The sequence below is a fragment of the Pantoea sp. E956-1 genome (assembly GCF_982223955.1).
This window is the reverse complement of sequence record NZ_CEUYZP010000003.1, coordinates 94,202-112,710: the sequence shown is the minus strand read 5'-3', so window position 1 is coordinate 112,710 and position 18,509 is coordinate 94,202. Positions and strand designations below refer to the sequence as shown.

The following is an 18,509-nucleotide window of genomic DNA, read 5'->3' as shown; positions in this document are numbered from 1 at the left end:
GCCGCTTTTTTTAATGGCTTTATCGCAGGTATCTGTAATGGCTTTTTTCGAACCGGTCGCGCAACTGACCCGACGACATCTGATCTTTCCGCTGTCGCTGGTGTTGTTTGAGTTCGCCACCTATATCGCTCACGACATGATCCAGCCGGGCATGCTGCTGGTGACTCAGGAATTTAAGGTCGGGCCGGAGTGGGTCTCCACTTCGCTTACCGCCTATCTGGCCGGTGGCATTATGCTGCAATGGCTGCTTGGCCCCCTCTCTGACCGCATCGGGCGGCGTCCGGTGCTGCTCAGCGGCGTGGCCTTTTTTATGCTCTCGTGTGTGGCGACGTACTGGGTGCAAAGCATTGAGCAGTTCGTCCTGCTGCGTTTTCTGCAGGGCGTCAGCCTCTGTTTTATTGGCGCGGTAGGCTACGCGGCGGTGCAGGAGGCCTTTATGGAATCGCTCAGCATCAAAATAATGGCGCTGATGGCCAACGTCGCCCTGCTGGCCCCGCTGGCCGGTCCGCTGGCGGGCGCGGCTTTCCTTACCGTGGGTGAATGGCGCACCCTGTTCTGGCTGATTGGCGCTGTTGCGGCGCTGGCACTGGCGGGTCTGTGGTATGCGATGCCCGAAACCGCAGGTGACCGGCAGAAACCGCTGTCGCTGCGATCAATCATCAGCGGTTACGCGGCATTGCTGAAGGATCGTCAGGTGATGCGCGGCTCGCTGGCCATCGGGCTGGTCACCGTGCCCTGCATCGCCTGGGTCGCGTTGTCGCCGGTGATTTTAATTCACGATGCGGGACTCAGCCGCATCAACTATGCGTTATTACAGCTGCCGGTCTTCGCCGCCATGATTGCGGGCAACCTGACGCTGGGACGCTTATCCAGCCGTCTGCCCATTGAACAGCCGTTACGGCTCGGTGCCTGGCCGGTGGTCTGCGGGCTGGCAATCGCAGTCACCGCTACCGTGCTACATCCGCAAAGCTATCTGTGGCTGACTGCCGGAATTAGCCTCTACGGCTTCGGCGCCGGGCTGGTCAGTGCCGGACTCTATCGCATGACGCTTTTTTCCAGCAGCGCCGGAAAAGGCAGCGTGGCAGCGATGCTCGGCATGGTGAGTATTCTGATTATTGCCCTGGGCATTGAAGCAGCCAAAACCGCCTATTTTAGTTACGGCACCGGCGGCTTCAGTGTGGTGAACCTGATCTGCGGTCTGCTGTGGCTGGTTCTGGTCGGCGCTTTTCTGCGTGCAGGCCAGCGGAAATTGTGCGCGGAATAATCGAATATATTTAGCAGTGCGATACAGTGCTTGCCCGCACTGCTAACCATAAAGAATCCGATTACGGCATCATTAAAGCGTGATCGCCGCACCATACCCTTACAACATCCATGGTTATAATCTTTCTGATTTGAGAATTCTTAAGAGTGCTTCCTGGTTTTTTATAACAGGGATGCCACTTTTGTGACATCGGTGTCAAAAACATTGTCTCGCTAAGCTGTTGAGCGGTAAGTATGACCAGAAAAATGACAAAACAACTATCGGCCTTCTGAACCGCCCATTTCAGATCTGGAATTTTTAACATCAATAAGGAGAAGTAATGCGACAGAGAGTCATTGTGTGCCCAGTCATTCAAAATGAGGGTAAATATTTGCTATGTAAAATGGCATCTGACAGGGGTGTTTTTCCTGGACAGTGGGCTTTGCCAGGCGGCGGAATGGAGCCAGGTGAAACAATCGAAGAAGCATTAAAGCGGGAAATCAGGGAAGAATTAGGCGAGGCGCTCAAGATAACAAATATCACACCCTGGACGTTTCGGGATGATGTCAGAATAAAAACCTATTCTGATGGAATGACTGAAGAAATTTATATGATCTATCTTATCTTTGATTGTCTGAGCGCAAACCGAACAATAACCTTCAATGAAGAGTTTCAGGAGATTATCTGGGTAGAACCTGAGGCTTTAAAAAACATTGATCTGAATGAAGCCACCCGGATTACGTTTAGCCAAAAAGGACTTATCTGAATATGCATTGCAGGATCTCCTTAAAAGTCTATCGATAATTTAAGTACGATTTTAGCTAAACGGGGCAGTGCTGATGCAATGGAAAACTTCAGCGTTTTCTGGCATGTCCATTGTTTCAACACTGCCTCATCTTACACTCTATTCATGGGCTCCCTGCTCTGGCAATGGATGCCGATTTATACTTTGAACGTTTATCTTAGGTCATCCCATTCAGACAAATATCAACCACTCAATCCCGCATTTATTTTTTTCAGATAAGCTTTGACCAAATCGTTACTTTATCTGTGTGTTACGTCATTCGATGATGATTCCGCCTGCTGAGGCAATTGATAACAAAGGAATTCACCATGAAGACGTTATTTCCCCTTAAACCACGCGCACAAACGCTGGTTTTTACTTTACTTGCCGGGACGCTGACCTTTAACGCGGTGGCTGCACCGGTCAAAGGCGGTACGCTGATTTATCTTGAACAGCAGGCACATACCAACCTCTATCCCCCTGCCGGTGGCTTTTACCCGAATGGCGGCATTCTCAATCAGATCACCGATAAATTAACCTGGCAGAATCCCGAAACGCTGCAGGTTGAACCCTGGATTGCGGAAAGCTGGACTACCAACGCCGACAAAACTGAATACACCTTTAAATTACGGCCTGGCGTGACTTTTTCCGATGGCACACCATTAGATGCGAACGCGGTAGCGAAAAACTTTGATACCTACGGGCTGGGAAATAAAGCGCTGCGCCTGCCGGTATCGGAAGTGATTAATAACTATGAACGCAGCGAAGTGATCGACCCGCTGACGGTGAAATTCTATTTTAAAAAGCCCTCGCCCGGATTTTTACAGGGCACTGCCACCATTGGCTCTGGCCTGGTTTCGCTGAGTACCCTGGCGCGCAGTTTCGATCAGCTGGGCGATGCGCGTCATATCATCGGCTCCGGCCCGTTTGTGGTCAGTGATGAGAAGCTCGGTCGGGAAGTGGATCTAGAAGCACGTAAAGATTATCAGTGGGGACCGAAAAACATTCAGCAGCAAGGTCCGGCCAATCTGGATGCGATAAAAGTGATCGTGACGCCGGAAGACAGCGTGCGCATCGGTGCACTGCTGGCGGGTCAGGCAGGCCTGATCCGTCAGGTGCAGGCCTACGATGAGAAGCAGGCTAAAGATCAGAACTTCCCGGTTTATGCCGCGCCGACCCGTGGCGTAAACGACAGCCTCAGCTTCCGTCCGGATAATCCGCTGGTCAGCGATATCCGGGTGCGTCAGGCGCTGCTGCACGCCACCAATGCGAAACAGGTGGTTGAGACGCTCTTCTCGCCGAACTATCCGCAGGCAACCTCGGTCGTGGCGACCACCGCCGCCGGCTACGTCAATCTGGCGGACAAACTCACTTTTGATCTGACGAAAGCGAAGACATTGCTGGACCAGGCGGGCTGGCAACCCGGTGCCGATGGCATCCGTGAAAAAGCAGGCCAGCGACTGGCACTAACCGTCTATGAATCACTGCCGCAGCCGCAAAACAAAGAGGTGCTGCAACTGGTGGCACAGCAGTGGCGCCAGGCGGGCGTCGCCCTCAGCGTGAAAGCGGGCGATGCCGGCAGCAAAACGCTGGATAACCTCGATCCTCTTAAGACCCCGCTGAACGTCACCGAAGTCGGCCGTGCCGATCCCGACGTGATCAAAAGCAGCTTCTACCCGGCTAACCGCGACAACCTGCTGCAGAAAGGCGGCTCCAGCGACAAAGTGAAAAATTTCCGCGATGACAAACTGAACCAGTTGCTGGTCGCGATCTCCGCTGAAGTTGACCCCGCAAAACGGTTACAGCTGACCGGTGACGTTCAGCGCTACCTGCTGGACCAGGCCTATGTGATTCCGATCTTCGAAGAGCCGCAGGTCTATGCCGGTGCGCCCTGGCTGAAAGGGGTCAGTTTTGAAGCGGTGGGCCGTCCGGCGCTCTATGGCGTCTGGCTGGACAAACAGTAACCGGAGGTGAGGATGCGTCATTATCTGCTGCAACGCGCTGGTCTGGGCGTGCTGGTACTGTGGGCCGCGTTTACCCTGTCGTTTGTGCTGCTACAGGTGCTGCCAGGCGATGCGGTGCTGATCAAGTTTCAGAACCCGGATCTCGGCCTGAGTCCGCAACAGATTGCTGAGCTGCGTCAGGCCTATGGCGCGGACAGCCCGCTGTGGCAGCAATATCTGCACGCGCTGGCGGCGATGCTGCACGGCGACTTCGGCTATTCGGTGCAGGCAGGCGTGCCGGTCAGTGAGCTGCTGACCAGCAATCTGCCTGGCACGCTGCGACTGGCCCTGTGCGGCTTTTTGCTGGCGACACTGCTGGCATTCGTACTGGCGACACTGTCGCGGCTGCCTGCCCTGCGCGGCCTGCGTAATCTGCTTCAGTCACTGCCCGCGCTGTTTATCTCAGTGCCAACCTTCTGGCTCGGCATAGCCCTGATTCAGCTCTTCTCGTTCCAGCTGCGCTGGATCCCGGTGATCAATCCCTCACCGTGGCAGGGGCTGATTCTGCCCATCATTACGGTCGCCGTTCCGATCTCTGCGCCGCTGGCACAGATTCTGTTGCGCAGCATCGATGAAGTTGCAACCCGGCCTTTTGTGGCGGTGGCACGCGCCAAAGGGGCCAGCGAGCACTCTGTGCTGTGGCGGCACATCCTGCGCAACGCCATGCTGCCGGTGCTCACCGTGGCGGGCCTGCTGCTGGGAGAACTGATTGCCGGTGCGCTGATTACCGAAACGGTGTTTGGCCTGGGCGGTCTGGGACAGCTGACGCAGCAGGCGGTGAACAATCAGGATGTGGCGGTGTTGCAGGCGGTGGTGATGATCTCCGCACTGGGTTTTGTGGTGATCAACCTGCTGGTGGATCTGCTGATGCCGCTGTTTGACCCGCGCTTACAGCTGTTACGAGGTGCAACATGAGTCTGGTTGATTACGCTGCCGCGCGGCAACCCGTGGCGGCAAAGAGGCGCACTCTACAGTTCTCGCCGGGCCTGTGGCTGGCCGTTTCAGTCATGCTGCTGGCCGTACTGGCGGCCCTGTTCCCGGCCCTCTTTACCCAGGCCAGCCCGATTGAAGGCATTGCGGGTGCACAGCGACTCGCTCCACAGGCCGGACACTGGCTCGGCACCGATCAGCTCGGCCGCGATCTCTTTGCCCGCATCATTTACGGCGCGTCCCATTCACTCTCCGCCGCCGTCATGGCGGTGGTGATCGGACTGCTGGCAGGTACCGCGCTGGGTCTGGTGGCAGGGGCTATCGGCGGCAAAACTGAAGCAATTGTGATGCGCGCAGTGGATGTCCTGCTGGCGATTCCGGCGCTGCTGCTCTCTCTGAGCGTGCTGATTTTACTCGGCTTCGGCACCCTGAATGCCGCATTAGCGGTGGGCATTGCCTCCATCGCCAGCTTCGCCCGACTGGCACGCGCCGAAGTGGTGCGCATCCGTCACAGTGAGTATGTCGAAGCGGCTTACGGCAGCGGCGGCCGCTTTTTCAGCGTGCTGTGGCGTCACATTCTGCCCAATGCGCTGACGCCGGTGATCGCCTATGCCGCCCTGCAATTTGGTCAGGCGATTCTGGCGCTGTCGACTCTGAGCTTCCTCGGCTACGGCACTCCGCCGCCGGTGCCGGAATGGGGTCTGTTAATCGCTGAAGGGCGTAATTACCTGGCTACCGCCTGGTGGCTGACTACTTTTCCTGGTGTGGTGGTGGTCGCTGTGGTGCTCGCAGCCAACCGCATCAGCCAGCAACTTTCCGGAGGACGCCGATGAGCACTCAGCCGTTACTCGCGGTCAACGATCTGACGCTTAGCTATCGCAGCGGCAACCGTTGGCAGCCGGTGGTACATAACGTCAGCTTCGAGCTGAACGCCGGGGAGATGGTGGCGCTGGTCGGGGAGTCCGGCTCCGGTAAAACCACCACCGCACAGGCGATAATGGGTCTGATGGCGGAAAATGGCCGCCGCGAAGGGGGCGAGATTCTGCTCAACGGCGTGGATATCAGTCAGTGGTCGCAAAAGCGCTTCGATACGCTGCGCGGTGCGCGCATCAGTCTGGTGCCCCAGGATCCCGGTAATTCCCTGAATCCGGTGAAAACGGTCGGCGAACAGGTGGAAGAGATCCTGCGACTGCACCTGAAATTACCGTCAGCGCAGCGCCAGCAGCGGGTGATTGACCTGCTGACGCGCGTCGGCCTCAGCCATCCGGAACAGCGGGTTAAGCAGTATCCGCATCAGCTGTCGGGCGGCATGAAGCAGCGGGTATTGATCGCCATTGCCCTCGCCCTGCAGCCGGAGATCATCATTGCGGATGAGCCGACCAGTGCGCTGGATGTCACGATGCAAAAGCGCATTCTCGATTTGCTGGACAACCTGCGGCAGGAATCCCGCACCGCCGTGCTGTTTGTCACCCACAACCTGGCGCTGGCGGCGCAACGCGCAGACCGTATTATCGTGTTTCGTCACGGCGAGATTCAGGAATCGGGCCGCACTGCTCAGGTTATCAGCGCGCCTGCTCATCCTTATACCCGTCAGTTACTGAATGATGCGGCACCGCAGCGACCCGCCAGAGTTAAATCTGCAACCGCCCGTTTTTCTGCCCCCGCCATCCGGGCAACCGGCGTGATGAAAAGCTTTTCGCTGGGCAAACAGCAGCGTCTGCAGGCACTGAACCAGGTGAGCTTCCAGGTAGCGCGCGGCACTACGCATGCCCTGGTAGGCGAATCCGGCTCCGGCAAAACCACGCTGGCGCGTATCGTTATGGGTTTTGAACCCGCCGACAGCGGCGAGGTGACGCTGGATGGCATCGTAGTCAACGGATTACGCGGCGAGGCGCTGCGTCAGCTGCGGCGTAAGATCCAGTTTGTCTATCAGAACCCGTTTGCCTCGCTCGATCCCCGTCAGACGCTGTATGCCATTATCGAAGAGCCACTGCGTAATTTTGAGCGGCTGAGCCGCAGTCAGCGCCGTGAGCGTGTAGAAGCGATAACCACGCGGGTGGCGCTGCCGCTCTCACTGCTGTCACGTCAGCCTCACGAACTCTCCGGCGGTCAGCGGCAGCGTGTGGCGCTTGCGCGGGCGCTAATCTGCAAGCCGGAGATTCTGGTACTGGATGAGGCAACCTCGGCGCTGGATGTCACGGTGCAGGCGCAAATACTCGACCTGTTGCAGCAGCTCCAGGCCGAACTGGGTCTGACTTATCTGTTTATCACGCACGACCTGGCGACGGTGCGGCAGATTGCCGACAGCGTCACGGTGTTACAAGCGGGCGACGTCGCAGAGCAAGGTGACGTTGTCACTATTTTCAGTGCGCCACAGCATCCTTATACCCGGGAATTAATGGCTGCCATCCCTCCGCTTGTTCCCTTAACCCACAAGGAGTCAGCATGAGCCGACGTCTCGGATTTTTTACCCGGCTGCTGGATAAGGTGCCGGCGAAACAGCGCTATCAGCTGGCCACCGAACAGATTCAGCATGCCGAACGCTGCGGATTTGATAATGCGTGGATTGCTCAGCACCATTTTCATCAGGATGAGGGAGGTCTGCCGTCGCCGCTGCTCTTCCTGGCGCATGTCGCCGCGCAGACCCACACCATCCGGCTCGGCACCGCCATCATCACTCTGCCAATGGAAAATGCGCTGCGGGTGGCTGAAGATGCCGCGGTACTGGATCTGCTGGCAGATGGGCGGCTGGAGATCGGGCTGGGCTCCGGGGGCACGCCGGATTCATTTTTGCCGTTTGGTCTGACCTTTGCCGAGCGTGGTGCCGCCTTTGCTGACCATCTGCATACGCTGCTCAGCGCCTGGCGCGGGGATTCACTGGGGCATCCTGATAATCATCTCTATCCCGCCGCGCCGCAGCTTGCCGGACGGGTGTGGATCGCCACCTTCTCGGTTGAGGGCGCAATCCGTGCCGCTCAGGGCGGCCATGGCCTGATGCTGTCCCGCACCCAACCGCGCCCGGCGGGCCAGCCTGAGCTGCCGCTGGATGCATTGCAGAATCCGCTGATCGATGCCTATCTTGCGGCACTTCCTGCGGGAACCCCTCCGCGCATCCTCGCCTCCCGTACCGCATTCGTGGCCGATTCTGACCGCTATGCCCGTCAGGTGGCTGAACCGGGAATTCGTCAGCAGGCTGCGCAGTATCGTGGCGAATTACGCGGTGACCGCTTTGATGACCTGCTGGCGCAGTTTGATGCCCATGTTGGCGGCATCGATCAGGTGCAGCACTCGCTGGCGCAGGACAGCGCACTGGCGCGCGTCACCGACATCTCATTTCAGGTGCATTCGGTTGAGCCTTCGCATGCCGACACACTGCGCTCGATTGAACTGATTGCCCAACATCTTGCGCCCGCGCTTCGTGCCGCTGGCGAACCTCACAGGAGAATCTCATGAATCAACCTGACGATTTGATCGCCACACTGGCAGATATCGATCCTGATTCCGAACTGGCCCGTGCGCGCCAGACACGTCACGCCGCTACACAACATGCTCAGGGTAGCTACACCCTGTTGTTTAGCCAGGGTGATGAGGATTTTCCGCTGGCGGAGCGCCGTCTGCTGGCCGCACAGGTTGCCGGCTGGCATGCACAACCCGGCCTGCAGGCGCACTACCCGCTACAGGAGAGTCTGGCCGGGAGTGATCGGATCAACGCGGCACTGGCTTTTGCCCATCGCCTGACCTTTGAGCCGGTTGCCGCTGCCCCCGCACATCTGGAGGCGTTGAAACAGGCGGGCTGGAGCCTGCGCGGCATTGTCACACTGGCACAGCTTGTGGCTTTTGTCAGTTTTCAGAGCAGGTTGCTGGCGGGTCTGCGCAGCTTACAGGGCGATGAGGCACCGGGTGAGGTAGCCCCGGTAGTCGCCGGTCACTGGCACGAGGCACGACTAACAGCCAGCGGCAAAACTGCCCTGACCGCGTTTACGCAACAGGAACTCGGCTGGGAGCCCTGGCTGCCGGCAAAACCGCTGACGGAATTCAGCGAGGAAGAGCAGGCGACACTGGCAAAATTCGGTCACACCGACTCCGACTATTTTCGCCTGCTGGCGCGTAATCTGCCGTTGCTGGAGCAGCGTACCCTGACCGATAAAGGCATTTTTTATACCGCAGGAGGGCTGCCACGCGCTGAGCGCGAACTGGCTGCCACCGTGGTGAGTAAGGTTAACGGCTGCATCTACTGCGCCTCAGTTCATGCGCGTAAAGCCAGCCAGCTATCAAAGCAGGATGAAGCGGTACAGAAGCTGCTGAACGTCGCACCCGGCGCGGTGTTATCTCACGGACATGCCGCGCGCTGGCAGGCGATCATCGCATTTTCAGCAGCGCTGTCGCTGACCCCTGCTCAGCCGACACAGTCGCAGCTCTCTGCACTGCGCGAACAGGGTCTGGATACGCTCGCCCTGCTCGACCTGATTCAATCAACCGCCTTTTTTGCCTGGGCTAATCGCCTGATGCTGACGCTGGGCGAACCTTTTCTGCCAGAACAACAGGGATAACCATGACTTTGCCTTTAACCAACCAACTGGTGCAGTGGCGTCGCGAACTGCATCAGCATCCGGAACTTTCGAATCATGAGTTTGCCACCACGGAACGCATAAGCCGCTGGCTGGAGCAGGCCGGGATCCGGCTGTTGCCGCTGGGGCTGAAAACCGGCGTCGTGGCAGAAATCGGTCATGGCGAACCCCTGATCGCCCTGCGCGCGGATATTGATGCGTTACCGATTGAAGAAACCACCGATCGCCCATGGCGATCACAGCAGCCGGGCGTGATGCACGCCTGTGGTCACGACGTTCACAGCGCCGTGATGCTCGGCGTGGCTTTGCAGCTGAAACAGCAGGAAGACACGCTACAAGGCCGGGTACGGATTCTGTTTCAGCCCGCTGAAGAGAGCTTTAATGGCGCACGTCAGCTGATTGATGCCGGTGCGCTGGAAGGCGTTCAGGCGATATTTGGCCTGCACAACGCGCCCGACCTGCCGCTGGGCACGCTGCGCAGCCGGGCGGGCGCATTTTATGCCAACGTCGACCGCTTTGTGATCCGCATTGAGGGCAAAGGCGCCCATGCCGCGCGACCGCAGGAGGGCATCGATTCGATTGTAATTGCCAGCCATATCGTAACGGCTCTGCAGACCCTGCCGAGCCGGGTGTTCAGCTCGCTGGAAACGGTGGTGCTGAGCGTGACGCGCTTTACCGCCGGTAATACCTGGAACGTGCTGCCGCAAAGCGTTGAGCTGGAGGGCACCGTACGCACCCACAACGGCGAAATCCGGGCGCAGATCCCGCACCGCATGCGAGCCCTGATTCAGGGTATTGCCGCCGGATTTGGTGCGACCGCCGAACTGGAGTGGACTGAAGGACCGCCGGCCCTGATTAACACGCCAGGCTGGGTGGATGTTGCGCTGGACGTTGCCCAACAGAGTGGCTATCTCGCGGAGCACGCTGAGTCGCCGCAGATGGGCGGAGAAGATTTTGCCTTCTATCTGCAGCAGGTGCCGGGGGCATTTGTCAGCATCGGCAGTGCCAGCGAATTTGGTCTGCATCACGCCGCCTTCGATCCTGATGAAGCGTTGATTGGCCCGGCGGTGGACTACTTCACGCAGCTGGTGCCGCGCGCGTTGCAGATTGTGGCGGCGCAATGACGAAAAAAAGGAGTGCTGCTATGTCAGTTCAGGTTCCACACCCGATTCTTGATCATGCGGTGATTAACGTGGCCGACCAGCTCGACAGCGCCAGCGCGCGCTTCCGAAGGCTCGGCTTTCAGCTCACTGAACGGGGTCATCACTCGCTGGGATCGAGTAATCATCTGGCGATTTTTGGTGAGAATTACCTGGAACTGCTGGGCTATGAGACGGGCAAAGGGAGCCAGCGCGCCGATCTCTGGCAGTCGCCACTGGGATTGAGCGGTCTGGTGTGGAAAAGCCGCGATACAGAGAGTGAATTTCAGCATCTGCAACGGCAGGATCTGGATGGCGATCCGCCAGCGGCCTTTCATCGTCCGGTCACCCTGCCCGACGGTTCGGTGAGTGAAGCGCATTTTCGGACTGTGCGGATTCGCCCTTCACTGGTGTCTAATGGCCGCTGCTTTTTTTGCCAGCATCTGACGCCCGAAGCGGTATGGCAGCCGGCATGGCAGCGTCACCCCAATGGCGTGCGTAATATCAGTGAGTTTGTGATTGTCGCGCAGGATCCGGCGCTTTCAGCCCTGGTCTATAGCCGCCTGTTTGGGGCCGCTAAGGTGCTCGCCTGTCCCGAAGGGGCCTTTGTCCTGCGCGCCGGTGCCGCCACGGTACGGTTTGCTTCGGCAGACTATGCGCAGCAGCGGTTTGGCCCGCTGCCGGAAGACTATGATGGCAGCGCCCGGATGGTCGCGCTGGGTTTTGAGACGGACGATCTCGCCCTGGTGAAACGCGCGCTGGTGACGGGTGACATTGCTTTTCAGGAGCAGCCCGAGGCGATTGTGGTGGAGTCGGCAGAAGGTTTTAACCTGGCACTGCGTTTTACCTGAGTACAGATTCAGGATTTGATGAAAAACGCCTCAACTGAGGCGTTTGTCACAGGCTTTACAACGACACAAATCAGAAGGTGTAGCTGGCGGTCACGGAGAAATTACGCGGTTCGCCGTAGACCACAGAGCTGGCCACGTTGGTGTCATACTCTTTGTCGAACAGGTTGTTGAGGTTGCCCTGCAGTGACAGATTTTTGTTCACCTGATAACGGGCGAAGAGATCAACCAGCGCATAGCTGCCCTGACGGGCACGCCAGGTGCCATTGCCTTCCGGGCCACCGACATCATTCCAGATATGGGTCTGCCAGTTCACGCCGCCGCCCAGCGTCAGTTGCTGCATTGTTGGCAGGCGATAGCTGCTGAACAGGTTAAAGCTGGTCTGCGGCAGTTGCGGGTTAAAGGTGCTGCCATCGCGGTTTTCCGCAATGTAGCGCGTGCCGCCCAGGGTCATCTGCCAGTTGTCGGTTAATGCGCCGTTGACTTCAAACTCCACGCCACGACTCACCACACCTTTACGGCCAATGTAGGCGACATCACCTGAACCCTGAATCGTCTGAGTGGTTGCTTCACCGACATTATTCAGCTCGGTGCGGAACACCGAAATCGAGGTGGTGAAGCGACTGTCCATCCAGTCAGATTTCAGGCCTGCCTCGTAGTTTTTGCCGATAACAGGCGACAGGAAAGCGCCGCTGGCATCGCGATAATCCTGTGGCTGGAACACCGAGGTATAGCTGGCGTAAGCCGACCAGTTTTCCGCGAAGTCATAAATCAATCCGCCGTAAGGGGTGGTGTTATTTTCTTCCATTTCACCACCCGGCGTTTCACGGTTCCAGTTGGTGTAGCGGGCACCGATAATCAGGTGCAGCGGATCGGCGAGTGACAGGCGGGTCGCCATATACGTCGATTTCTGGCGAACCAGCTGGGTGTCGCTGGCTGGCAGACGCGGCGTCCAGGCCGATTCCGGATACTGACCGTTAAACGCGTTGTAGTTGCCCAGCGACGCCGATGAGATATTCTCAAAGGTACTGAAGTACTTGTTATCCTGGCGAGTGTAATTGACGCCCACCATCAACTCATGCTGACGACCCAGCAGTTCATACGGGCCACTGGCAAAGGCATCAACGGCATCGACCTTGCGTTTACCGGTGTTATAACCGGTTCCGCCCACCACCGGATAGTTGGCATAGGAAGAGACGCCCGCCCCGGTGTTGCGATCGAAATAGCCATCAAGATAGATCTGCTTACTGTCCAGGCGCATCTCGTTATGCGCACCGTTCAGCGTGATGTTCCAGCCGTTGTCAAAGTCCTGTTTCAGATTCACAAAGACTTTACGGTTCTCTTTATCGTTGTAGGCCCAGTCAGGTGCGGTGTTGTAGCCGCGTCGGGTATGAATCTGCGTGCCATCGGTGTACCAGCGCGGTGCGCCACCCCACATGGTAGAGTCCGTATTGACCTGGCTGAACTCATAGCCGACCGACAACGTGGCAGAGTCGGTCAGGTCAGCGTCAACCACGCCATAGATGAACTGTTTTTTGGCGCCGTAACGCTCTATGAAGCTGTTGTTATCCTGCCAGCCCGCGATCAGCCGGCCACGTACATTGCCAGAGTCACTGAGCGGAGCCGAGAGATCGGCCACATAACGCTGCTTATTCCAGCTGCCGTAGCTGGCGGAGACGGTGCCGCCGAACGCTTTGCTGTCGGCATGTTTGCGCACCATATTGATGGCGGCTGAAGGATTACCCGGTCCGGTTAACAGACCGGTCGCTCCGCGCACCACTTCAACGCGCTCATACATTGCCATATCGGTCTGCGCATCGCCCAGGTTCCAGCGAGCGGCAAAGGCAGTAGGGATACCATCGACCATGTAGTTGTCGATCATAAAGCCGCGCGCATAGTAGTTGGTGCGATCCATATCACCACTGATACCGCGGATGCCGGTGGTATTGGCAAGCACATCATTCAGCGACTGGAGTTGCTGATCGGCCATACGCTGTTTACTGACAATGCTGACTGACTGTGGCACATCACGCACGGTGCCCAGCATTTTAGTGCCTGCACGGGTGACCGGCACGCTGTAATCGGTGGCGGGCGAAGCGGCTACGGCATCATCGGCTGACGCGCTGACCGTCATCGTCTGGTTATCGCTGGCCGCGGGTGCGGCGGTCTCTGCAGCATGAGCCGCGTTATGCGCCAGCGACGAGGCGACGATGGCAGCCAGCAAGGAGAAGCGGAGTAGACGTTGCGGAGCAGAGGTGCCCGTCGCCCCGGGGTGTTGAAGATCGAAAGCGTTCATTAATTCCTCAATTATCTTTATGTTTTTATGCTGCCACTGTCACGACCGTGCTTCCTGCGGACATCGCTGCCCTGCTAATGGTTTGAGGAACCAGAAACCTTTCCCTGAGCGCCTGCGCGCGGGTGTGATGAACTTCTAAAACAAATGAGAAATATACGCATTGCGATTATCATTGCAAGATTTTGTTAACAAATAATGCGAATTTTTTCAGGGAATTGTCTGCGCGTGAAAGGCTGCTGGAAGGTGATAAAGGTAAGGGGCGTTAATTACGTCAGTGCGTCTGCAGATTTCTCAGAAAAGCAGGGCTGCAGCGTCAATTACATTAATTATAAAATCCTGTAATAGCCGTTCATTGACCTGAAGTTGCTTCTCTTCATGCCACAATACTCCTCTTGAAACATTTTTTTCCTTATTTAACACCAGATATTGCAGGAGTTCGTGCATGCGCAAAACGTTACCTATTAAAGCGCTGATGATGACAACCGTTTTCAGTGTTTTCTCAGCCCATTCTGCCTCACTTATGCAAAATGTGAGTGCAGGCTGGGAAAATTTCAGTGATAAAGTTGCCACAACCTGGCAGCAGCCGGAAGGCGTGGACTTTTATCTGCCCGCGATTACCTGGCACAACCGGGCCACCTACGATCGTGAACACATCAATAAATATAATGAAAGACCCTGGGGCGCGGGTGGCGGGATCTCCCGCTACGATGAAAAAGGGAACTGGAACGGCATCTACTTAATGGCGTTTAAAGACTCTTTTAATAAATGGGAGCCGTTTGGTGGCTATGGCTGGGTGGCAACATGGCGTCCGCTGGCCGACCAGAATTTTCACTGGGGTGCAGGTTACACGGCGGGCTTTACCGCACGACATAACTGGGATTATATTCCGGTGCCTGCGCTACTGCCGCTTGCCTCTGTCGGCTATGGCGATCTCGATTTCCAGATGACCTATATTCCCGGCACCCATAACAACGGCAACGTTTATTTTGCCTGGCTGCGCTACCACTTCTGATAGTTGCCGATATAAGCGTTAGCGTGACATCGCCATGACCGAGAGATCGTCCAGCGTGAGGATCTCGCCATCATAGCGATGACGCAGCAGATGGTAACTTTCGCATTCTATAATCGTCTCAACCGCGTCCGAAAAGATAGTCATGGCGCTGCGCATCTGGCTCAGATAGTCATGAGTGTCGTAAACCCGATCGATTCCTTCCAGCGCATGGTTCATAATTTTTCGGGCGACGTCATTAGGCGTGTCGAGCGCTGAGAGCTTTGAACGCGCGGTGCGGCGCAGATCGCGCGGGGTAAACGCCTCCAGTCCCAGTCCACGTGGAGCGCGGATCATCCGGCGAAGTGCCTGATTCAGCGCGCCTTTTGACAGCGGCTGTTGCGGATCGCGTGGCGCGGGCACCAGCCAGGGTGAGTCCGGATCGGCGGCGCGGAGCAATGCTTCGATGCACTGACGCATCAGCGGTGAAATGGGCAGCACATGCTCCCGCTGCGATTTATTGCGCGTGCCCTGCTTCCACAATCCTAATTGCAGATCGAACTCCGCTTTCTGCGCCTGCACAATTTCATCCGGCCGCCGGGCGCTGACCAGACATAAACGCAGCGCCCAGCGCGCCTGTTCCGAGAGCGCCCAGTTATCCAGACCGTGCCAGAACACCCAGATCTCGGCATCGGTGAGTTGCCGACTGCGCGGCGGCGTAGCACGACCCGCGACATCACGCTTTTTCATTGAAGCGATGGGTGAATGATCGAGATAGCCCTGCATCTCGGCCCAGGCGAGAAATTGTTTGGTCAGCGCGAACACCCGCCGCGCCTCCTCTTTTTTACCGTCGGCGATCAGAATGTTATAGAGCCGGTTAAGGCGTAAGCGGTTCAGCGTTTTAAGTGGCTGCAAACCGATATTCGGCAGGACATGTTTCAGCAGCGAGGAGATGGCGATTTCAGGACGCCGCCGGCTGATCAGCAGCGAGAGTTTTACCCAGACCTTCATCACCTGCTCCACCGTGCCTTCATCGCCAAAATTATCCAGCTCACTGAGTGAAGCCTTTTTAACCTGCTCCAGCCAGATCAATACATGGCGGCCTACATGGGCTGAACGCGCAGGGATCTGTGTCAGATCTGGGGTCACATTTATACCTGTTAATCACTGAAGAGCGGGCCATTCTATCCATTATTTATCCATGACTCCAGACCTAATAAGTCTGGAGTCATAAAGACGCGTTATCACGAAATCTGAGGAAGTTTTCGGGTGATGACCAACAAGTAAAACTACCGTTACTTCCCCCTCCTGGCTCACCGCTATGGCGAATAAATAGCCCATTGTTATGGAATGTAAAGGTGGATTACCGCGATATACAATGATAACTATTATCATTATCATACGCATTTGCTTACATGCCTTAATACTTCATGGAGATTTTCTAAGTGAATGTAACCATGCGTGTCCATAAGCGCCCTGTTGCGCTACTGCTGGCTGGGTTGTTGAGTACTTCTGCTAACGGCGCTAATCAGGAAGAGACAGAAAAACTGGCGGATGATGAGACGATGCTGGTCACCGCTGAACAGGAGCTGAAACAGCAGCCTGGCGTTTCGGTGATCACTTCGCAGGACATTAAGAAAAACCCGCCGGTCAACGACCTTTCCGACATTATCCGTAAAATGCCAGGCGTAAACCTTACCGGCAACAGCGCCAACGGCGTACGCGGCAACAATCGTCAGATCGATATTCGCGGCATGGGGCCGGAAAATACGCTGATTCTGATCGATGGTGTGCCGACCACCTCGCGTAATTCGGTGCGTTATAGCTGGCGCGGCGAGCGCGATTCCCGCGGTGACTCAAACTGGGTACCACCAGAAATGGTTGAACGGATTGAAGTGATTCGTGGACCGGCGGCAGCCCGTTACGGTTCCGGCGCGGCCGGTGGCGTGGTTAATATTATTACCAAACGCCCGACCAATGACTGGAGCGGATCGCTGTCGCTTTATACCAACCAGCCCGAAGACGATAAAGAAGGCGCAACCCGCCGCGCTAACTTTAACCTGAGTGGTCCGCTGGCAGGCGATGCCCTGACCATGCGGCTCTATGGCAACATCAATAAAACCGACAGCGATGCTTTCGACATTAACCAGTCGCACAATGGTTCTGCCGCCGCCGGTCGCGAAGGTGTTCGCAATAAAGACATCAACAGCGTGCTGTCGTGGAAGATCACGCCATTACAGGTACTGGATTTCAGCTACGGATACAGCCGTCAGGGCAACATCTACGCTGGTGATACCCAGTACAGCAACGGTGCCGGTAATGCCTTGATCGAATCACTCGATGGTTCTGAAACCAACCGTCTGTATCGTCAGACCTGGGGCCTTGCTCATAATGGCATCTGGGACTGGGGACAATCTAAACTCACCTTTAACTATGAAAAAACCAATAACACCCGCCTGAATGAAGGCACGGCGGGTGCGGGTGAAGGCCGGATCAACAGCAACACGTTCTCAACCAGTCGCTTTGAAAGTTACCGGGCCGGAGGTGAAGTCAGCTTCCCGCTGGAACTGCTGCGTGAACAGACCGTTACGCTGGGAGCCGAGTGGAACCGTGATGAGCTGAACGATCCAAATTCAATGAACGGCACCAGTGCGCCTGGCGTATCCATCGACGGTGTCAGTGGTGATGCGGGTAGCCGCAACAGTAAAAACAGCGCAACGCTGAGCTCACTCTATTTTGAAGATAATATTGCTGCAACCGATAGCACTGAAGTGATCCCCGGTCTGCGCTTTGATTATCACGACACCTTTGGTGCGAACTGGAGTCCGTCGCTCAATATTTCTCAGGCTCTGGGTGAAAGTTTTACCCTGAAGGCGGGTATCGCCCGTGCATTTAAAGCCCCTAACCTTTATCAGTCCAGCGAAGGCTATTTGCTGGCGACGCGGGGAAATGGCTGTCCGATCAACGTTACCCGTGGCAGTTGCTATCTGCTGGGCAATGAAAATCTCGATCCTGAAGTCAGCGTAAATAAAGAGCTGGGTATCGAGTTCAGTCAGGATGGCTATATTGCGGGCATCACCTGGTTCCGCAATGACTATAAAAACAAAATCGTCTCCGGGACGGAAGTGTTGGGTTACGCCTCTAATGGCAACAATATTCTGCAATGGAGTAACGGCGGCAAAGCGGTAGTCGAAGGTCTGGAAGGCAATTTCACTATCCCGCTGGTCAGTGACGAGCTGGAGTGGCGGACTAACGCGACTTACATGATCGAGTCGAAGGATAAAAAGACCGGCAATCCGCTGTCGATCATTCCTGAATACACGATCAATACAATGCTGGACTGGCAGGTGACGCAGGATTTCTCCACTAATCTGAACTGGACAATGTATGGTCGTCAGAAACCACGCCAGTATGCGGAATCCCGCACAGAAAGCAATTCTATGTCGAATCGCGAAGTCGGCGCTTATTCAGTATTTGGGGTCAATTTCAATTATGACATCACCAAAAATCTGCGTGCCAATGCGGGTATTAATAACCTGCTGGATAAACAGCTATATCGCGAAGCTGATGGTGCATCAACCTATAACGAGCCGGGACGCGCATATTACGCGGGTCTGACAATGTCCTTCTGATCTGCAACAGCGCTTCCCGGTGGAAGCGCTGTTTTATCGTCGTCGTCGAATAACCTCCTGTTTACACTCTCCCCGGTT

General features: G+C 56.4%; 14 protein-coding genes. 12 read left to right on the top strand and 2 right to left on the bottom strand.

What is annotated here, in order from left to right; all coding sequences use genetic code 11:
* The first annotated feature begins 37 nt into the window (after positions 1–37).
* The 10 genes from AC0T7J_RS11125 (at position 38) to AC0T7J_RS11080 (ending at position 11,518) form a co-directional block, all read left to right on the top strand.
* Positions 38–1,264 (top strand): MdfA family multidrug efflux MFS transporter, encoded by a 1,227-nt coding sequence (locus tag AC0T7J_RS11125; protein ID WP_473794152.1) that lies wholly within the window; start codon positions 38–40, stop codon positions 1,262–1,264.
* A gap of 319 nt (positions 1,265–1,583) precedes the next feature.
* Positions 1,584–2,009: a nucleoside triphosphatase NudI gene (gene nudI / locus AC0T7J_RS11120; RefSeq protein WP_022624355.1), complete on the top strand. Its 426-nt coding sequence runs from the start codon at positions 1,584–1,586 to the stop codon at positions 2,007–2,009.
* Between the two features lie 347 nt (positions 2,010–2,356).
* A complete protein-coding gene (locus AC0T7J_RS11115) occupies positions 2,357–3,991 on the top strand; it encodes a TIGR04028 family ABC transporter substrate-binding protein (RefSeq protein WP_473794149.1) in 1,635 nt (544 codons plus the stop codon).
* Between the two features lie 12 nt (positions 3,992–4,003).
* Complete coding sequence (locus AC0T7J_RS11110; RefSeq protein WP_473794147.1) at positions 4,004–4,945, top strand: ABC transporter permease; 942 nt, start codon at positions 4,004–4,006, stop codon at positions 4,943–4,945.
* The gene (locus tag AC0T7J_RS11105) at positions 4,942–5,793 is read left to right on the top strand and encodes an ABC transporter permease (protein ID WP_473794146.1); all 852 of its coding nucleotides are present in this window, start codon (positions 4,942–4,944) and stop codon (positions 5,791–5,793) included. The genes AC0T7J_RS11110 and AC0T7J_RS11105 overlap by 4 nt, the downstream gene beginning before the upstream one ends.
* A complete protein-coding gene (locus tag AC0T7J_RS11100; protein ID WP_473794144.1) occupies positions 5,790–7,409 on the top strand; it encodes a dipeptide ABC transporter ATP-binding protein in 1,620 nt (539 codons plus the stop codon). Before AC0T7J_RS11105 ends, AC0T7J_RS11100 begins: the two co-directional genes overlap by 4 nt.
* The gene (locus tag AC0T7J_RS11095) at positions 7,406–8,413 is read left to right on the top strand and encodes a putative FMN-dependent luciferase-like monooxygenase (RefSeq protein ID WP_473794143.1); all 1,008 of its coding nucleotides are present in this window, start codon (positions 7,406–7,408) and stop codon (positions 8,411–8,413) included. The genes AC0T7J_RS11100 and AC0T7J_RS11095 overlap by 4 nt, the downstream gene beginning before the upstream one ends.
* The gene (locus tag AC0T7J_RS11090) at positions 8,410–9,510 is read left to right on the top strand and encodes an alkylhydroperoxidase domain protein (RefSeq protein WP_473794141.1); all 1,101 of its coding nucleotides are present in this window, start codon (positions 8,410–8,412) and stop codon (positions 9,508–9,510) included. Before AC0T7J_RS11095 ends, AC0T7J_RS11090 begins: the two co-directional genes overlap by 4 nt.
* A gap of 2 nt (positions 9,511–9,512) precedes the next feature.
* Positions 9,513–10,652, top strand: a complete 1,140-nt coding sequence (locus AC0T7J_RS11085) for an amidohydrolase (RefSeq protein WP_473794140.1) — start codon at positions 9,513–9,515, stop codon at positions 10,650–10,652.
* A gap of 20 nt (positions 10,653–10,672) precedes the next feature.
* Positions 10,673–11,518, top strand: coding sequence for a VOC family protein (locus AC0T7J_RS11080; protein WP_473794139.1), 846 nt, complete (start codon positions 10,673–10,675; stop codon positions 11,516–11,518).
* A 70-nt stretch (positions 11,519–11,588) separates the two neighbouring features.
* On the opposite strand, the gene fhuE is transcribed toward AC0T7J_RS11080, so the two are convergent.
* Complete coding sequence (gene fhuE / locus AC0T7J_RS11075; RefSeq protein WP_473794137.1) at positions 11,589–13,811, bottom strand: ferric-rhodotorulic acid/ferric-coprogen receptor FhuE; 2,223 nt, start codon at positions 13,809–13,811, stop codon at positions 11,589–11,591.
* Positions 13,812–14,253: 442 nt separating this feature from the next.
* Between fhuE and pagP the strand changes: the two genes are divergently transcribed.
* A complete protein-coding gene (pagP, locus tag AC0T7J_RS11070; RefSeq protein ID WP_473794135.1) occupies positions 14,254–14,823 on the top strand; it encodes a lipid IV(A) palmitoyltransferase PagP in 570 nt (189 codons plus the stop codon).
* 18 nt (positions 14,824–14,841) lie between these two features.
* On the opposite strand, the gene AC0T7J_RS11065 is transcribed toward pagP, so the two are convergent.
* Positions 14,842–15,948 carry a tyrosine-type recombinase/integrase gene (locus tag AC0T7J_RS11065; protein ID WP_473794134.1) on the bottom strand — a complete coding sequence of 369 codons (1,107 nt, stop codon included), beginning with the start codon at positions 15,946–15,948 and terminating at the stop codon, positions 14,842–14,844.
* Between the two features lie 308 nt (positions 15,949–16,256).
* On the opposite strand from AC0T7J_RS11065, the gene AC0T7J_RS11060 reads away from it, so the two are divergent.
* Positions 16,257–18,431, top strand: a complete 2,175-nt coding sequence (locus AC0T7J_RS11060; RefSeq protein WP_473794585.1) for a TonB-dependent siderophore receptor — start codon at positions 16,257–16,259, stop codon at positions 18,429–18,431.
* Positions 18,432–18,509 lie beyond the last annotated feature (78 nt).

Coding starts and splice junctions, on each gene's coding strand:
- AC0T7J_RS11125 (WP_473794152.1), top strand. CDS start 38: ATGGCTTTTTTCGAACCGGTCGCGCAACTGACCCGACGACATCTGATC.
- nudI (WP_022624355.1), top strand. CDS start 1,584: ATGCGACAGAGAGTCATTGTGTGCCCAGTCATTCAAAATGAGGGTAAA.
- AC0T7J_RS11115 (WP_473794149.1), top strand. CDS start 2,357: ATGAAGACGTTATTTCCCCTTAAACCACGCGCACAAACGCTGGTTTTT.
- AC0T7J_RS11110 (WP_473794147.1), top strand. CDS start 4,004: ATGCGTCATTATCTGCTGCAACGCGCTGGTCTGGGCGTGCTGGTACTG.
- AC0T7J_RS11105 (WP_473794146.1), top strand. CDS start 4,942: ATGAGTCTGGTTGATTACGCTGCCGCGCGGCAACCCGTGGCGGCAAAG.
- AC0T7J_RS11100 (WP_473794144.1), top strand. CDS start 5,790: ATGAGCACTCAGCCGTTACTCGCGGTCAACGATCTGACGCTTAGCTAT.
- AC0T7J_RS11095 (WP_473794143.1), top strand. CDS start 7,406: ATGAGCCGACGTCTCGGATTTTTTACCCGGCTGCTGGATAAGGTGCCG.
- AC0T7J_RS11090 (WP_473794141.1), top strand. CDS start 8,410: ATGAATCAACCTGACGATTTGATCGCCACACTGGCAGATATCGATCCT.
- AC0T7J_RS11085 (WP_473794140.1), top strand. CDS start 9,513: ATGACTTTGCCTTTAACCAACCAACTGGTGCAGTGGCGTCGCGAACTG.
- AC0T7J_RS11080 (WP_473794139.1), top strand. CDS start 10,673: ATGTCAGTTCAGGTTCCACACCCGATTCTTGATCATGCGGTGATTAAC.
- fhuE (WP_473794137.1), bottom strand. CDS start 13,811: ATGAACGCTTTCGATCTTCAACACCCCGGGGCGACGGGCACCTCTGCT.
- pagP (WP_473794135.1), top strand. CDS start 14,254: ATGCGCAAAACGTTACCTATTAAAGCGCTGATGATGACAACCGTTTTC.
- AC0T7J_RS11060 (WP_473794585.1), top strand. CDS start 16,257: ATGCGTGTCCATAAGCGCCCTGTTGCGCTACTGCTGGCTGGGTTGTTG.